Annotated in this window: 15 protein-coding genes; 6 read left to right on the forward strand and 9 right to left on the reverse strand. The window is 69.5% G+C overall.

Annotated features, from left to right (window positions below; all coding sequences use genetic code 11):
• Nucleotide 1 precedes the first annotated feature (1 nt).
• Nucleotides 2–556 carry a DUF4190 domain-containing protein gene (locus ACLJOK_RS29750; RefSeq protein ID WP_112583772.1) on the reverse strand — a complete coding sequence of 185 codons (555 nt, stop codon included), beginning with the start codon at nt 554–556 and terminating at the stop codon, nt 2–4.
• A 12-nt stretch (nt 557–568) separates the two neighbouring features.
• Here ACLJOK_RS29750 and ACLJOK_RS29755 point away from each other — a divergent pair, with 12 nt between their 5' ends.
• Genes ACLJOK_RS29755 through purH form a run of 3 tightly spaced genes read left to right on the forward strand, consistent with a single transcriptional unit; the run spans nt 569 to nt 3,035 of the window.
• Entirely contained in the window at nt 569–850 is a 282-nt protein-coding gene (locus tag ACLJOK_RS29755; protein WP_410821842.1) for a hypothetical protein, read from the forward strand.
• Nucleotides 847–1,467, forward strand: coding sequence for a phosphoribosylglycinamide formyltransferase (purN, locus tag ACLJOK_RS29760; protein ID WP_091406347.1), 621 nt, complete (start codon nt 847–849; stop codon nt 1,465–1,467). The genes ACLJOK_RS29755 and purN overlap by 4 nt, the downstream gene beginning before the upstream one ends.
• Nucleotides 1,464–3,035, forward strand: a complete 1,572-nt coding sequence (purH, locus tag ACLJOK_RS29765; protein WP_410821843.1) for a bifunctional phosphoribosylaminoimidazolecarboxamide formyltransferase/IMP cyclohydrolase — start codon at nt 1,464–1,466, stop codon at nt 3,033–3,035. The genes purN and purH overlap by 4 nt, the downstream gene beginning before the upstream one ends.
• Before the next feature lie 95 nt (nt 3,036–3,130).
• Here purH and ACLJOK_RS29770 read toward each other — a convergent pair whose 3' ends face one another.
• From ACLJOK_RS29770 to ACLJOK_RS29790, 5 genes are all read right to left on the reverse strand, one after another.
• Entirely contained in the window at nt 3,131–4,168 is a 1,038-nt protein-coding gene (locus ACLJOK_RS29770; protein ID WP_410821844.1) for an ABC transporter ATP-binding protein, read from the reverse strand.
• Nucleotides 4,149–5,180, reverse strand: a complete 1,032-nt coding sequence (locus ACLJOK_RS29775) for an ABC transporter ATP-binding protein (RefSeq protein WP_112583768.1) — start codon at nt 5,178–5,180, stop codon at nt 4,149–4,151. Before ACLJOK_RS29775 ends, ACLJOK_RS29770 begins: the two co-directional genes overlap by 20 nt.
• Nucleotides 5,181–5,187: 7 nt before the next feature.
• Nucleotides 5,188–6,144 carry an ABC transporter permease gene (locus ACLJOK_RS29780; protein WP_410821845.1) on the reverse strand — a complete coding sequence of 319 codons (957 nt, stop codon included), beginning with the start codon at nt 6,142–6,144 and terminating at the stop codon, nt 5,188–5,190.
• A 42-nt stretch (nt 6,145–6,186) separates the two neighbouring features.
• Nucleotides 6,187–7,125: an ABC transporter permease gene (locus ACLJOK_RS29785; RefSeq protein WP_410821846.1), complete on the reverse strand. Its 939-nt coding sequence runs from the start codon at nt 7,123–7,125 to the stop codon at nt 6,187–6,189.
• 197 nt (nt 7,126–7,322) lie between these two features.
• Nucleotides 7,323–8,924, reverse strand: a complete 1,602-nt coding sequence (locus ACLJOK_RS29790) for an ABC transporter substrate-binding protein (protein WP_410821847.1) — start codon at nt 8,922–8,924, stop codon at nt 7,323–7,325.
• A 483-nt stretch (nt 8,925–9,407) separates the two neighbouring features.
• On the opposite strand from ACLJOK_RS29790, the gene ACLJOK_RS29795 reads away from it, so the two are divergent.
• Both ACLJOK_RS29795 and ACLJOK_RS29800 read left to right on the forward strand, forming a co-directional pair.
• Entirely contained in the window at nt 9,408–10,268 is an 861-nt protein-coding gene (locus ACLJOK_RS29795; protein WP_410821848.1) for a bifunctional methylenetetrahydrofolate dehydrogenase/methenyltetrahydrofolate cyclohydrolase, read from the forward strand.
• Nucleotides 10,269–10,407: 139 nt separating this feature from the next.
• Nucleotides 10,408–11,358 carry a malate dehydrogenase gene (locus ACLJOK_RS29800; protein ID WP_091406331.1) on the forward strand — a complete coding sequence of 317 codons (951 nt, stop codon included), beginning with the start codon at nt 10,408–10,410 and terminating at the stop codon, nt 11,356–11,358.
• A 134-nt stretch (nt 11,359–11,492) separates the two neighbouring features.
• On the opposite strand, the gene ACLJOK_RS29805 is transcribed toward ACLJOK_RS29800, so the two are convergent.
• The gene (locus tag ACLJOK_RS29805; RefSeq protein ID WP_410821849.1) at nt 11,493–12,302 is read right to left on the reverse strand and encodes an MBL fold metallo-hydrolase; all 810 of its coding nucleotides are present in this window, start codon (nt 12,300–12,302) and stop codon (nt 11,493–11,495) included.
• Between the two features lie 137 nt (nt 12,303–12,439).
• Between ACLJOK_RS29805 and ACLJOK_RS29810 the strand changes: the two genes are divergently transcribed.
• On the forward strand, nt 12,440–13,657 hold the full coding sequence (locus ACLJOK_RS29810; protein WP_124773753.1) for an NADP-dependent isocitrate dehydrogenase: 1,218 nt from the start codon (nt 12,440–12,442) through the stop codon (nt 13,655–13,657).
• Nucleotides 13,658–13,973: 316 nt separating this feature from the next.
• On the opposite strand, the gene galT is transcribed toward ACLJOK_RS29810, so the two are convergent.
• A complete protein-coding gene (gene galT, locus ACLJOK_RS29815; RefSeq protein WP_410821850.1) occupies nt 13,974–15,050 on the reverse strand; it encodes a galactose-1-phosphate uridylyltransferase in 1,077 nt (358 codons plus the stop codon).
• A complete protein-coding gene (locus tag ACLJOK_RS29820) occupies nt 15,047–15,871 on the reverse strand; it encodes a DeoR/GlpR family DNA-binding transcription regulator (protein ID WP_410821851.1) in 825 nt (274 codons plus the stop codon). Before ACLJOK_RS29820 ends, galT begins: the two co-directional genes overlap by 4 nt.
• Between the last annotated feature and the right edge of the window lie 59 nt (nt 15,872–15,930).

The following is a 15,930-nucleotide window of genomic DNA, read 5'->3' on the forward strand; positions in this document are numbered from 1 at the left end:
GTCAGGGCTGGGTGGGCAGGTTGACCTGCGCCACGACGCTCAGGATGAGCAGCAGGATGCCCAGCCCGACGCCGACCGCGCCGCAGATCAGACCGGCCTTGGCCTGGCCGGCATTGTTGGCCTGGCCCTGGGCCACCTTCTGCTTGGCGAGGTAGCCGGTCACGATGCCAGCGATGCCGACCGGGATGCCCAGGTACAGGCAGCAGACCAGCGGGATCGACGCGATACCGAGGATCATCGACACCAGGCCGAGGGTGTTGTTCTGCCCCTGCGCCTGCGGGTACCCGGCGTTCGGGTACGTCGGGCCGGCGCCGTACGGCGGCTGCTGCTGCGCGTACGGGTCCTGGTACGGCGGCTGCTGACCGTACGGCTGTCCCGAGGTGGGCTGCTGACCGTACGGCGCCTGCGGCGCGGCGTACGGGTCCTGCGGCTGCTGGCCGTACGGCTGGCCGGAGGTGGGCTGCTGGCCGTACGGGGCGGCCGGCGGCTGGGGAGCGGTCGGGTCCTGGTTGGGCTGCTGGCCGTACGGGTCCTGACCGGGGTTACCGGGCTGCATTCGAGAAGCTCCTTGGACTGGTTCCGTCAGTTGGTGCTCTTTGTTTCCATCCATGATCGCGGTCAGTCCTCCCAAAGCCCAGTACAGCAACAGGACGACATGTCTCTCAAAGCAGGCAAACAGGCCCTTGTCGACCGCTTCGTGTGCCGGATCAGGGGCGGTGTGTGGGCCGGTGCGGCGTTCGGCCCGAGCGAGCGGCAGCGTACCGGGTCGCCGCACGTGGGCACCGTCGAAGATCGGCGCACCGCCCAGTCGGAGGGCGTCCCTGACCTGCCCGATAGGGTGGCCCGGTGACCGAGCCCGCGCCTGTCGCCCGCATCGTCGTCCTCATCTCCGGCTCCGGGAGCAACCTTCAGTCGCTGCTGGATGCCGCCGCCGACCCCGCGTACGGCGCACAGGTCGTCGCTGTCGGCGCGGACCGCGACGGCATCGCGGGCCTGGACCGGGCCGACGCGGCGGGGGTGCCGACCTTCGTCGAGCGGGTCCGCGACCACGACACCCGTGAAGACTGGGACCGCGCGCTCACCGCGCACGTCGCGAAGCACCAGCCCGACCTGGTCATCTCCGCCGGTTTCCTCAAGCTGGTCGGCCCGCACTTCCTCGCCGCCTTCGGCGACCGCTACCTGAACACGCACAACACGCTGCTGCCGGCGTTTCCCGGCATCCACGGCCCGCGTGACGCCCTCGCCTACGGCGTGAAGCTCACCGGAGCCACCCTCTTCTTCGTCGACGCCGGCATGGACACCGGGCCGATCGTCGCGCAGGTCGCGGTGCCGGTGCTGGACGACGACGACGTCGACACGCTCACCGAGCGCATCAAGGAAGCCGAGCGACGCCAGCTCGTCGAGCAGGTCGGTCGGCTGGTCCGCGAAGGCTGGACCATCACCGGAAGGAAGGTCACGGTTCCGTGAGTCCCACTCAGGACGGGCGCCGCCCGATCAGGCGGGCGCTGGTCAGCGTCTACGACAAGACCGGGCTGGTCGAGCTGGCTCAGGCCCTGCACGCGGCCGGTGTGGAGATCGTGTCCACCGGCAGCACGGCGGGCACCATCGCCGCCGCCGGGGTGCCGGTGACGCCGGTGGAGACGGTGACCGGGTTCCCCGAGGTGCTCGACGGCCGGGTGAAGACCCTGCACCCGAAGGTGCACGCGGGTCTCCTCGCGGACCTGCGCAAGGACACGCACGTGGCACAGCTCGACGAGCTGGGCGTGGCGGCGTTCGACCTGCTGGTCTCCAACCTCTACCCGTTCCAGGCCACCGTCGCCTCCGGCGCCGGTGTCGAGGAGTGCGTGGAGCAGATCGACATCGGTGGCCCGGCCATGGTGCGGGCAGCCGCAAAGAACCACGCCTCGGTCGCCGTGCTCACCGACCCGGCCGGTTACCCGGCCCTGCTCGGCGCGCTCGGCGAGGGTGGCTTCACCCTTGCGCAGCGTCGCGCGCTGGCCGCCCGGGCGTTCGCCGACATCGCCGAGTACGACGTCGCGGTGGCCCAGTGGTGCGCCCAGGAGCTGGCGCCCGCCGACGACTGGTGGCCGCAGTTCGCGGGGCTGGCGCTGCGCAAGTCGACAGCGCTGCGCTACGGCGAGAACCCGCACCAGGCCGCCGCGCTGTACACCGACCCGGACGCCCCGGCCGGGCTGGCCCAGGCCGAGCAGCTGCACGGCAAGGAGATGTCGTACAACAACTACGTCGACGCCGACGCCGCCTGGCGGGCCGCGAACGACTTCGCCGACCAGCCGGCGGTAGCGATCATCAAGCACGCCAACCCGTGCGGCATCGCTGTCGGCGCGGACGTCGCCGAGGCGCACCGCAGGGCGCACGCCTGCGACCCGGTGTCGGCGTACGGCGGCGTCATCGCTGTCAACCGTTCGGTCTCGGTCGAGCTGGCCCGGCAGGTCGCCGAGATCTTCACCGAGGTGGTGGTCGCTCCCGGCTTCGACGAGGGCGCGGTCGAGGTGTTGCAGGGTAAGAAGAACATCCGGCTGCTGCGGGCACCGGCCTGGAAGCCGGCGCTGGTGGAGTTGCGGCAGGTGACCGGTGGCGTGCTGGCCCAGGTCGCCGACCGGGTGAACGCCCCCGGCGACGACCCGGCCAACTGGCAGTTGGCGACCGGCGAGGCCGCCGGCGAGGAACTGCTGCGGGACCTCGCGTTCGCCTGGCGGGCGGTCCGCGCGGTGAAGAGCAACGCGATCCTGCTCGCCAAGGACGGCGCCACCGTCGGCGTGGGCATGGGTCAGGTCAACCGGGTCGACTCGGCGCAGCTCGCGGTCAGCCGCGCCGGCGCCGACCGGGCCCGCGGCTCGGTCGCCGCCTCGGACGCGTTCTTCCCGTTCGCCGACGGCCCGCAGATCCTCATCGACGCCGGCGTCCGCGCCATCGTGCAGCCCGGCGGCTCCATCCGCGACGAAGAGGTCATCGAAGCAGCCAAGAAGGCCAACGTAACGATGTACCTGACCAACACCCGCCACTTCTTCCACTAACCCACCGTCCCACCGCAGGGTGGGTTGATCATGGGGTTGACGGGCAACAAGCCGGACGAACGGCCCGTCAACCCCATGATCACCGTGGCTGGGGGTCAGGCCGGGGTTGTGGGGCGGAGTTCGGCGAAGTGGCAGGCCGAGGGGTGGGGGTCCGCTGCTCTCGGGACCGTCTGAGGGTCCTCGGTGGCGCAGATGTCCTGGGCCTTCCAGCAGCGGGTCCGGAAGTGGCACCCGCTCGGCGGGTCGGCCGGGCTGGGCACGTCGCCGACCAGCCGGATCATGTTGCGCTGGTCGCGGGCCTCCGGGTCGGGCACCGGCACGGCAGAGAGCAGGGCCTGAGTGTACGGGTGGGTGGCCCGCTCGTAGATCTCGTCCTCGGTGCCGATCTCGACGATCCGACCGAGGTACATCACCGCGACGCGGTCGGCGATGTGCCGCACCACGGACAGGTCGTGGGCGATGAAGATGTACGACAGCCCCAGCTCGCCCTGTAGCTGCTTGAGCAGGTTGATCACCTGGGCCTGGATGGAGACGTCGAGCGCCGACACCGGCTCGTCGCAGACGATCACCTCGGGCTTCAGCGCGAGCGCGCGGGCGATGCCGATGCGCTGACGCTGACCGCCGGAGAACTGGTGCGGGTACCTGTTGATGTGCTCCGGGTTGAGCCCGACCAGGTCCAACAGCTCCTGGACCCGCTTGGCCTTGCTGCCCTTCGGCGCGGCATCCGGGTGGATCTCGAACGGCTCGCCGATGATGTCGCCGACGGTCATCCGCGGGTTCAGCGAGGTGTACGGGTCCTGCATCACCATCTGCATGTTGCGGCGCAGCCGGCGCAGCTCGCCACCGGAAGCCTTGAACAGGTCCTTGCCCTCCAGGGTGGCGCGTCCGGAGGTGGGCGTCTCCAACCGCATCAGCAGCCGGGCGAGGGTGGACTTGCCGCAGCCGGACTCGCCGACCACGCCGAGCGTCTCGCCCCGACGCAGCTCGAAGCTCACCCCGTCGACGGCCTTCACCGCTCCGATCTGTCGCTGGAACAGCACGCCCTGAGTGATCGGAAAGTGCTTCACCACGTTGTCGACGGAGAGGATCGTCTCGCCGCGGACCTTGGTGGGGTTAGCGGGCGACGCTGTCATCACGGACCTCCTGCGCGAAGTGGCAAGCGCTGGTCCGGCCGTCGCCGAGGACCAGGTCGTGCGGCACCTCGTCCACGCAGACCTGCTGGACGTACGGGCACCGGGGGTGGAACGGGCAGCCGGACGGGATGCGCATCAGGTTCGGCGGCAACCCCTTGATCGTCGACAGTTCCTGGCCGCGGACGTCCAGGCGCGGGATCGACTCCAACAAACCCTTCGTGTACGGGTGGGCGGGCGCCTTGTAGAGCGAGCGGACGTCAGCGTGCTCGACGATCCGGCCGGCGTACATGACGGCGATCCGATCCGCGACGCCGGCGACCACACCCAGGTCGTGGGTGATCAGGATCATCGCCATGTTGAGTTCCCGACGCAGGTCAGCCAGCAGGTCCATGATCTGGGCCTGCACTGTCACGTCGAGGGCCGTGGTGGGCTCGTCGGCGATCAGCACCTTCGGGTCCAGCGCCAACGCCATGGCGATCATGACGCGCTGCCGCATGCCGCCGGAGAACTGGTGCGGGTAGTCACCGATCCGCTTGGCGGCACCGGGGATCTTGACCAGATCCATCAGTTCGACGGCACGACGTCGAGCGTCGGCCCGGGACATGCCGGCGCGCTGGCGCAGCGTCTCACCGATCTGCCAGCCGACCGGAAAGACCGGGTTGAGGGCGGAGAGCGCGTCCTGGAAGATCATCGCGATCTCCTTGCCGCGTACCTGCCGGCGCTGCTCCTCGGAGCGGGTGAGCAGGTCCTCACCCTGGTAGAGGATCTGGCCGGAGCGGACGAACGCGGGCGGGGTGTCCAGGATGCCCATGATCGCCTGGGCGGTGACCGACTTACCCGAGCCGGATTCGCCGAGCACGGCAAGGGTCTCGCCGGCGTCCAGGTGGTACGACACACCGTTGATCACCCGGGCGACGCCCTCGTTGGTGCGGAACTCGACGTGCAGGTCCCGCAACTCCAGCAGGTGACCGCCCTCGGGTGTGGCGGAGGCGGGAGTGGGATTGACGGTCATGAGGTTCTCACCGCAGCTTCGGGTCGAAGGCGTCACGGATCGCGTCGCCGAGCATGATGAACGCCAGCACGGTCAGCGCCAGGAAGGCCGACGGGACGATCAATGGGGTGGCCGCCTCCCGCATGTGGATCCGGCCGGTGTCGATGTCCTGGCCCCACGAGATGGTGGGCGCCTTCAGGCCGATGCCGAGGAAGGAGAGCGTCGCCTCGGCCGCGATGAACGAGCCGAGCGCGATGGTCAGTACGACGATCGCCGGGGCCAGCGAGTTCGGCAGGATGTGCCGCCACATGATTCGGCTGTTGCCGGCGCCGAGCATCCGGGCCGCCGCGACGTAGTCCTGCTCCTTCGCGGTGATCACCGAGGACCGGACCACGCGCGCGGCGGTGGTCCAGCCGAGGAGGGCCAACACGAAGACGACGGCGCCGATCCGAGCCCACTGGCTGTCACTGGACACCCGCTTGAGCAGCACGATCGCGGCCAGCAGCAGCGGAATGCCGAGCACCACGTCGATCACCCGGGAGAGCACCGCGTCGATCCAGCTGCCGAAGTAGCCGGCCAGCATGCCGATCACCAGCGCGATGATTCCGGTGCCGAGCGCGGCGAGCGCGCCGACCAGCAGCGACGCCCGGGTGCCGTAGACCGCCCGGGAGTAGGTGTCGCAGCCCTGGAAGTCGTACCCGAAGATGGCCCCGCCGGATGGCCCGGCGTGCTGCCGGGAGAGCAGGCAGTCGTTCGGGTTGTTGGCGGTGAAGATCCCGGGGAGCAGCGCCATCAGGGTGAAAATGACGACCAGCGCCAGCGAGATCCAGAAGATCGGGTTGCGGCGCAGGTCGCGCCAGGCGTCCCCGGCCAGGCTGCGGGGCTTGTTCGCCGCACCGACCTGGTTGGGCGTGCCCGGCTCCCCCGAGGGGCCACGTCGCGCGGCCTGGTTCTCGGTGGCAGCCACAGTTTCGAAGTCACTCATGCCTGCACCTCGCTGCGCTCGGCGCCGGCACGGTCGCTGCGCTCACTCATAGCGGATCCTCGGGTCGAGTACGGCGTACAGGACGTCCACCACCAGGTTCGAGACCAGGTAGACCACGACGAGCACGCTGACGATGCCCACCACCAGGGGGCCGTCCTCGGTGCGGATGCCGCGGAAGAGGTTGAAGCCCACGCCGGGGATGTTGAAGACGCCCTCGGTGATGATCGCGCCGCTCATCAGGTTGCCCAGTTCCACACCGAGGAAGGTGACCACCGGGATCAGCGAGTTGCGCAGCACGTGGACGACGACGATGCGCCGCTTGACCAGGCCCTTGGACCGGGCGGTCCGGACGTAGTCGGCGCGCAGGTTCTCCGCCACCGAGGCCCGGGTGAGTCGTAGGGCGGTGGCCAGCGACAGCGAGCCGAGCACGATGCCCGGCAGCAGGAGCGCGTACAACGTCGGGTCCGAGCCGGCGGTGGGTGGGAAGAGCTGCCACTTGACGCCCAGGAAGTACTGGGCCAGTGGCGCCAGCACGATGGTCGGGATGCCCAGCACCAGCAGTGTCAGCACCAGCGTCGAGTTGTCGAAGATGCTGGCCCGGCGGATGCCGGCGAGCACCCCGGCGGTGACGCCGAAGATGATCGCCACAGCGAGCGCGATGAGCGCGAGCCGCACGGTGACCGGCCAGGCCTGCTGGAGGATGTCACCGATGTTCCGACCGGTGAGTGACTCGCCCAGGTTGCCCTGGAGCAGGTTCTTCACGTAGTCGAAGTAGCGGTAGAAGAAGCCGCCGACGCCCGTGGCGTCCAGGTGGTACTTCTCGGTCAGGTAGGCCCGCTGCGCTGGCGTCACCGGCCGTTCGCCGGCGAGCGCCTGGATCGGGTCGCCCTGCCCGGCGAATGTCAGCGCGTAGACGATCAGGGTGGTCCCGAAGAACGCCAGGACCATCTGCAGTAGGCGCCGCAGGATGTAGCGGAACATGCTTAGCAGTCTCTCCGGAAATGTGCGAAAGGGTCGCAGGACGGCATCTCTGGTCGTACCCGAAATATCCGAGACGTGCCGTCCGGCCCGGGGGAGCCGGCACCACCGACGCCGGGTCCGCTGCTGCGGCCCGGCCCCGGTGGTGCGGTCCGGGCCACCCGGGCTTCGTCGCCCGGGTGGCCCGCACCATGGTCAGCTCAGCTGGCTGCTTCGATCTTGACGAGGTTGACCCGCTGGAACAGGTCCATCTCCACGTTCTTGACCTTGGACGAGTGGCCGAACACGTTCTCGCCGAAGCGGAGCGGGATCACCGGCATGTCCTTGGCCAGGATGTCCTCCGCCTGCTGGTACTTGGCGATCGCCTCGTCCTGCGTCTTGGCGGCGGAACCCTCCTTGACCAGCTTGTCGAACTCCGGGTTGCTGTAGCCGTAGTAGTTCGACGAGCCGTTCGTGCTGTACAGCGGGCCGAGGTAGTCCTCCATGGTCGGGTAGTCCATGACCCAACCCATCCGGAACGCACCCACCGGCGTCTTCTTCTCGACCTTGGTCAGCAGGTCGGCGAACTTCGGCTCGACCGAGCCGACCGCGTCCACGCCCAGGTTGGTCTTGAGCTGGTTGACAGTGGCGTCGACCCAGTCCTTGTGCCCGCCATCGCCGTTGTACGAGATGACGATCTTCGACGGACCGCCGGCGGCCTGGTAGAGCTTCTTGGCCTCGGTCGGGTTGAACTCGGCGGCCTTGCCCGCGGTGTCCTCCCGGTAGCCCGGCAGGACCGGCGCGACGAAGGAGCGCGCCGACGTCTGCGAACCCTTGAAGACCGACTTGGTGATCTCGTCACGGTCGATCGCCATCGAGATGGCCTTGCGCACGTCCGGGCTGCTGTAGTCCTTGTCGAACGTCGGGAACGCGAGGAACTGGAACGACGACATCGGGCTGGTCTTGTACCGGTCACCCAGGTCGCTCGGCGCGGTGCTCAGGCTCTCGGTCGGGATCGTGGGCAGCACATCCAGGTTGTCCGCCAGGACGTCCGCGTAGGCAGCGGTGAGCTGCTGGTAGATCCGGAACTCGATGTTCTTGACCTTGGGCTTCTCGCCCGGGTACGCGTCGTAGCGCTCGACGTCGATCTTGCTGTCGTGCTGCCAGGTGCCCTTCATCTTGAAGGGGCCCTGCCCGATCGGCGCCTGCTCGTAGGAGTCCTTGAGCACGCCCGGAGCCGAGAACGCGGCGTCCGGCATCGGGAAGAACGCGTTGTAGCCCAGCGTCGTCTTGAAGTCGATGTACGGCTCGGAGAGCGTCGCGGTGAAGGTGAGGTCGTCGACCTTCTTCAGACCGGACATCTCCTTGGCCTTCGGCGCCTTGCCCTGGAGGTCGGCGTAACCAGCGATCTTCTCGAAGAAGGGGTTGGTGTCCTGACCGTTCGGGGCGTACGCGCCGTAGTTCCACGCGTTGATGTAGTTCTGGGACGTGACCTTCTCACCGTTGTGGAAGGTGAAGCCGTCCTTGATCTTGATCGTCCAGACCTTGTTGTCGGACGAGGTGACCGACTGCGCGGCGACCTCGTACGGCTTGTTCTGGGCGTCGTAGTCGACGAGCGGGCTGAACAGGCCGGCGATCACCTGCGACCCGGACGTCTCGGTGGTGTTTGTGGGAACCAGGTGCTTCGGCTCGGCGATCTGAATGCTGACCACTGAACTGTCGTTGCCACCGGATCCACCGTCTCCGCCGCTGCCGCAGGCCGCGAGGCCCAGCGTCACCGCGAGCGGGAGGGCGGTCCAGGCGGCGAGTCTACGAACTCGCATTGAGCCTCCTCATCTCCTCACGCTGCGCAGTCAGGCCCGACGCTGGGTTACGCTGCGCAACAAGCGGTAACGGTAGGTCGGCGATGGGCCTTCGGCAACGACGCGGTTGCGGGTGGGTAACGGTCCGGGGTTGCCTCCCTTGTCGGGGGCGAGCGAATCTGCTAACCGAAACCGGGTTTATCGACGGTGGCCTGCGGAAATCGCGATGGTTCACGAAGTGGTTGGCCCCGCCTGGGCCGCTTCGATACCGCCTGGGGCGGCCGTCCCGTCTCTGCGGCACAGGCCCGTCCTGTCTGGTTCGATCGTGACCGAATCCACAAATTGTGACCGAGAGTGACGAGCAACACCTCACGCACGGTCACTCCGTCGGCGATCGCCCCAACGTGGCCCGGCCCGCCCGGTGGCCGCCCCCACCGCAGCGGCGCCGGACGGCCCGAGCGAGGTCGTCTGATCCGCGGGTGGTGGCCGTGAGACGATCTGGTCGTGACGGCGACGCTTCTGGACGGCAAGGCAACCGCAGCGGAGATCAAGGACGAGCTGCGCATCCGGGTGAAGGCACTCGCGGAACGCGGCATCATCCCCGGGCTCGGCACGGTCCTGGTCGGGGCGGACCCGGGCAGCCAGGCGTACGTCAACGGCAAGCACCGCGACTGCGCCGAGGTGGGTATCGCCTCGATCCGCCGCGAACTGCCGGCCGACGCCACCCAGGAGCAGGTCGACGACGTGCTGGCCGAGCTGAACGCCGACCCGGCGTGCCACGGCTACATCGTTCAACTGCCGCTGCCGGCCCACCTCGACACCCAGCGGGTGCTGGAGTCGATCGACCCGGACAAGGACGCCGACGGCCTGCACCCGGTCAACCTGGGTCGCCTCGTGCTCGGCTACGACGGTCCGCTGCCGTGCACCCCGCGCGGCATCGTCGAGCTGCTCCGCCGGCACGACGTGGCGCTGCGCGGGGCCACCGTCGCGGTGGTCGGTCGCGGCAACACTGTTGGCCGACCGCTCGGCCTGCTGCTCACCCGCCGCAGCGAGAACGCCACTGTCACCCTCTGCCACACCGGCACGCTCGACCTCGCCTCGCACACCCGGGCCGCCGACATCGTGATCGTCGCGGCCGGCGTGCCGGGTCTGCTCACCGCCGACATGATCAACCCTGGCGCGGTGGTGGTGGACGTCGGCATCACGCGCGTGATCGGCGCGGACGGCAAGGGCCGCTACACCGGCGACGTGGCCCCGGAGGTGGCCGAGACGGCCGGCGCCCTGGTCCCCATGCCCGGCGGCGTGGGCCCGATGACCCGGGCCATGCTGCTCACCAACGTCGTCGAGCGCGCCGAGCGCGGCTGACCCACACGTCGGCAGCGCCGAACCAGGACGGCGGTGACGTTCGCCCCATCCCGGCGATGGCCGCCGCCCCTGGCCTGATCGGTGCCAGGATGACTGATACGGTCCGGAAAACCGACTGGTATCAGGGAGTGGGACGACCATGGGTAAGAAGGTCACTGTCGTCGGGGCTGGCTTCTACGGCTCCACCACCGCACAGCGCCTGGCCGAGTACGACGTCTTCGACACCGTAGTGATCACTGACATCGTGGAGGGCAAGCCCGCGGGCCTCGCGCTCGACCTCAACCAGTCCCGGGCCATCGAGGGCTTCGAGACCAAGGTGGTCGGCGTGACCACCGGCCCCAACGGTGAGGGCTACGAGAGCATCGAGGGCTCCGACGTCGTCGTGATCACCGCTGGTCTGCCGCGCAAGCCCGGCATGAGCCGGATGGACCTGCTGGAGACCAACGCCAAGATCGTCCGCCAGGTCGCCGAGAACGTCGCCAAGTACGCCCCGAACGCCGTCGTCATCGTGGTCTCCAACCCGCTGGACGAGATGACCGCGCTGGCCCAGCTCGCCACCCAGTTCCCGAAGAACCGGGTGCTCGGCCAGGCCGGCATGCTCGACACCGCCCGGTTCAGCAACTTCGTCGCCGAGGCGCTGAACGTGCCGGTGGCCTCGGTACGCACGCTGACCCTGGGCTCGCACGGCGACACCATGGTGCCGGTGCCGTCGAAGAGCACCGTGAACGGCAAGCCGCTGCGTGAGGCCATGCCGGCCGAGCAGATCGAGGAACTGGTCGTCAAGACCCGCAACGGTGGCGCCGAGGTGGTCGCGCTGCTCAAGACCGGTTCGGCCTACTACGCCCCGTCGGCCGCCGCCGCCCGGATGGCGAAGGCCGTGGCGGAGGACTCCGGCGAGGTCATGCCGGTCTGCGCCTGGGTCGACGGCGAGTACGGCATCTCCGGTGTCTACCTGGGTGTCGAGGCCGAGATCGGCGCCGAGGGCGTCAAGCGGGTCGTCGAGACCGACCTGGACGCCGACGAGCGCGCCAGCCTCCTGGAGGCTGCCGAAGCCGTCCGCGCCAAGCAGGGCGACATCTCCAGCATGTAGTTCCCCGAAGAACCGCTTCAGTGAAGGGCGCGCCGGCAACCCCCGGCGCGCCCTTCGCCGTCCCCGCCCCCAACCCCCGTTGATCATGAAGTTATTGCCAGTCTCATCGGCGAGTCGAGGCAATAACTTCATGATCAACGGGGGTTGGGGTGGGGAGTGAAGGGGGTGCCCAGGTGGGGGGTGGCCAGGACGGTGGGGGAGTGGGTGCGCAGGGCGGTTCGCCGGGAGGTGCGGGCTTGTTCCGGGTCTACCTCGTGGGCGTACGCCAGGTCGGGGTCGACGAGTTGCACCATGTGCACCAGCAGGTCCCCGGTGAGCAGCATCCGTTCGTCGGCCGAGGTCAGGAGCACCGACTGGTGGCCGGGGGTGTGGCCGGGGGTGGGCAGCAGACGTACCGCCGGGGTGAGGGTGGTCTCGCCGTCGACCACCCGGAGCTGGCCGGCGGCGCGCAAGGGCGCGACGAGGCCGGCCGGCAGCCCGGGGTTGAGCGTCTCCGCCGCGTCGAGTTCGGCGCGCTGTAGCAGGTAGCTCGCGTTCGGGAAGTACGGCCGCCCCGGTGTGCCGGTGACCGCCCAGCCGATGTGGTCGCTGTGCAGGTGGGTCAGGACGACAGTGTCGACATCGGCCGGGTCGATGCCCGCGGCGGTCAACTCGGCGGGCAGCCGCCCCGGCACTGGAGCCCAGCCCGCGGCGGGTGCGTCGGCCGGGCCGATCCCGGCGTCGACCACTGTGACCGGCCCGTCGCCGGCGCGGATCGCGAAGCTGCGGAACGGCAGCCACCACTGCCCGTCGGCGGTCACCGAATCGGGGCCGCGCCGGTCGGCCTCCGCCCAGTGCGCCGCTGTGGCCTGCGGAAACGCCTCCGCGCGGGGCTGGAAGAAGGCACTCTCACCGTCGGTGAGTGCGGTGACCGTGATAGACCCGAGGGTGCGGTTCAGAGGCATCGGACGATGATTCCAGGGCATTCCTGTTCCGCGCAGCCCGGTTCCGCCGGCCGGTCGAGGCCGGCTGGGGGTTGCCGGCCCAATTGCAGTACGCTCGTACTGCTTGAGCACGTGTCCCCCGAGAGGAGCGCCGGCCGATGGCGAAGATCAAGGTAAACAACCCGGTCGTAGAACTCGACGGCGACGAGATGACCCGGATCATCTGGAAGCAGATCCGGGAGCAGCTGATCCTGCCCTACCTCGACGTCGACCTGCACTACTACGACCTGTCGATCCAGCACCGCGACGAGACCGACGACCAGGTCACGATCGACGCCGCAAACGCCATCAAGGAGCACGGCGTCGGCGTCAAGTGCGCGACCATCACCCCGGACGAGGCCCGGGTCGAGGAGTTCGGCCTGAAGAAGATGTGGCGGTCGCCCAACGGCACCATCCGCAACATCCTCGGCGGCGTCGTCTTCCGTGAGCCGATCATCATGTCCAACGTGCCGCGGCTGGTCCCCGGCTGGACCAAGCCGATCATCATCGGCCGGCACGCCCACGGTGACCAGTACAAGGCCACCGACTTCGTCGTCCCCGGCCCGGGCACGGTGACCATCACCTACACCCCGGCCGACGGCGGCGCGCCGATGGAGATGGAGGTCGCCAACTTCCCCGGCGGCGGCATCGCCATGGGCATGTACAACTACGACGAGTCGATCCGGGACTTTGCCCGGGCGTCGTTCCGGTACGGACTGGACCGCAACTACCCGGTCTACCTGTCCACCAAGAACACCATCCTCAAGGCGTACGACGGCCGGTTCAAGGACATCTTCGCCGAGGTGTTCGAGACCGAGTTCAAGGCCGAGTTCGCCGCTGCCGGCATCACCTACGAGCACCGGCTCATCGACGACATGGTCGCCGCCGCGCTCAAGTGGGAGGGCGGCTACGTCTGGGCCTGCAAGAACTACGACGGTGACGTGCAGTCCGACACCGTCGCGCAGGGCTTCGGCTCGCTGGGTCTGATGACCTCCGTCCTGCTCTCCCCGGACGGCCGGACCGTCGAGGCCGAGGCCGCGCATGGCACTGTCACCCGGCACTACCGGCAGTACCAGAAGGGCGAGAAGACCTCGACCAACCCGATCGCGTCGATCTACGCCTGGACCCGGGGCCTGGCCCACCGGGGCAAGCTGGACGGCACCCCGGCGGTCACCGAGTTCGCCAACACCCTGGAGCAGGTCATCGTCGACACCGTCGAGGGCGGCCAGATGACCAAGGACCTCGCGCTGCTCATCTCGCGCGATGCCCCGTGGCTGACCACCGACGAGTTCATGAACGCGCTCGACGAGAACCTGGCCCGCAAGATCGCTGCCTGATCCAGGCGTACCGCGTCATCGGAGCCCGCCGGCAGCTCAGCCGGCGGGCTTCGGCGTGTCCGGCGCCGCCGCGCCGGTCGGCGTCACTGCGGCCGGCGCGCCTCGTTGACCAGGATGGACGAGATGCCAGTCGCGTCCAGGAAGGTTGACCTCGGTCGACCCGCGGCACCCGTGCGCCGATCAGCCAGCCTTCCCGGCTGTGCCGTGCACAGCCAGCCGTCCCTTCCCTGCGGGGGGCCCTGTCCCGGGCCCCCCGCGCCCTGTTTCCCGACAAGCCCGCGCCGCGCCGCGCTCAGGCTCCGCGCGCGGCAGGTTTTCAGACGGCGCGCAGCAGGTCGGCGGCCCGTTCCGGGGCGATGTCGTTGATGAAGACGCCCATCCCGGACTCCGAGCCCGCCAGGTACTTCAGCTTGTCAGTGGCCCGCCGGATGCTGAACAGCTGTAGGTGCAGGTGGCCCAACTCGCGGTCGACCCGCACGGGTGCCTGGTGCCAGGCCGAGATGTACGGCATCGGCATGTCGAACAGGCCGTCGAAGCGGCGCAGCAGGTCCAGGTAGAGCGGCCCGAAGGCATCCCGCTCGCTGTCGTCGAGCGCCGGGATGTCCGGCACCACGCGGTGCGGCGCGATGTGCACCTCGAACGGCCAGCGGGCGGCCGCCGGGACGAACGCCGTCCAGTGTTCGTTCTCGGTGACCACCCGGTCGCCGGAGGCGCGCTCGGCGGCCAGCACATCCGCGTACAGGTTGCCCCCGCCGGTCCGCTCGGCGTGCCGGCGTGCCGCGGTCAGCAGCGCGCGGGTGCGCGGCGTCACGAAGGGGTACGCGTAGATCTGGCCGTGCGGGTGGTGCAGCGTGACACCGATCTCGACGCCCCGGTTCTCGAAGCAGAAGATCTGCTCGACGCCGGGCAGCGCGCCGAGCACCTCGGTGCGGTCGGCGAGCGCGTCCAGCACGGTGCGGACCCGGCGCGGGGGCAGGCTGGCGAAGGAGGCGTTGTGATCCGACGTGAAGCACACCACCTCGCATCGGCCGAGGCCCGGCCGGACCGGTGTGAACGGGGTGATCTCCCCGGGCTCCTCGGCCACCCGACCGCTCAGCGAGGGGAACCGGTTCTCGAAGACCACCACGTCGTAGTCGGGTGCGGGGATCTCGGTCAACCGGTCGCCCACCGACGGGTCGAGGGGGCACTCGTTCGCCGGCGGGAGGAAGGTGCGGGTCTGCCGGTGTACGGCGACCGCCACCCACTCGTCGGTCAACGGGTCGTAGCGCAGCTGCGAGGCGGGGGGAGGCGGCGGCAGGTCCCGGCGGTCCGGCTGGTCGCGGACCGCGTCGTCGCGCTCGTCGAAGTAGATCAGCTCCCGGCCGTCGGCCAGGTCGATCGCGGTGCGCTTCACGGCGCCGTCCCCTCAGTTGTCGGCGTGCGCGTCACGCGGCCCGCCCCTGTCGCCTTCACCATGATCAGTTCGCCCACCTGTTCGCCGAGTACCCGTCGTGCGGGTGGAGGCAACCGGTCGTCGCTGACCAGTACGTGGGCCGCCGCCAACGCGACGATCGAGGAGATGCCGACCGTGCCCCACTTGGTGTGGTCGGCGAGCACCACCAGTTGGTCCGCCGCCGCCACGAGCGCCCGATCGGTCTCCGCTTCCATCAGGTTCGGGGTGGTGAAGCCGGCCCGCTCGGTGATGCCGTGGACGCCCAGGAAGAGCAGATCCAGGTGCAGTGACCGGACGGCCCCGACCGCGAGCGGACCGACCAGCGCGTCCGACGGTGTGCGTACGCCGCCGGTGAGCACCACCGTCTGGTCCGGGCGGCCGCCGGCGTGCATGATCTCGGCCACCGGCAGCGAGTTGGTCACCACCGTCAGCTCGGGCACGTTCACCAGTCGGCGGGCCAACTCGGCCGTGGTGGTGCCGGCGGAGAGCGCGACAGCCGCTCCCGGCCGGACCAGCTGAGCCGCCCGGTCGGCGATGGCTGCCTTCTCCGACAGTTGGCGGACCGACTTGGCGCGGAAGCCCGGCTCGTCGGTGGAGCTTGGCCCGGTCGTGGTGGCGCCGCCGTGCACCTTGGCCAGCAGGCCGCGCTCGTGCAGCGCATCGAGATCACGCCGGATGGTCATGTCGGACACGCCGAACTCGCCTGCCAGCTCGCTGACCCGGACGCCGCCGGTCGAGCGGACCCGCTCCAGGATGGCCGCCTGCCGCTGTTGAGCGAGCATCCGCCGTGCCTCCCCGGGCGTCCACGTACCCTCACGCGGTCAAACGTGTTCCAACAAAG

Source organism: Micromonospora sp. 050-3 (assembly GCF_046549335.1).
Classification (GTDB): Bacteria; Actinomycetota; Actinomycetes; order Mycobacteriales; family Micromonosporaceae; genus Micromonospora; species Micromonospora trifolii.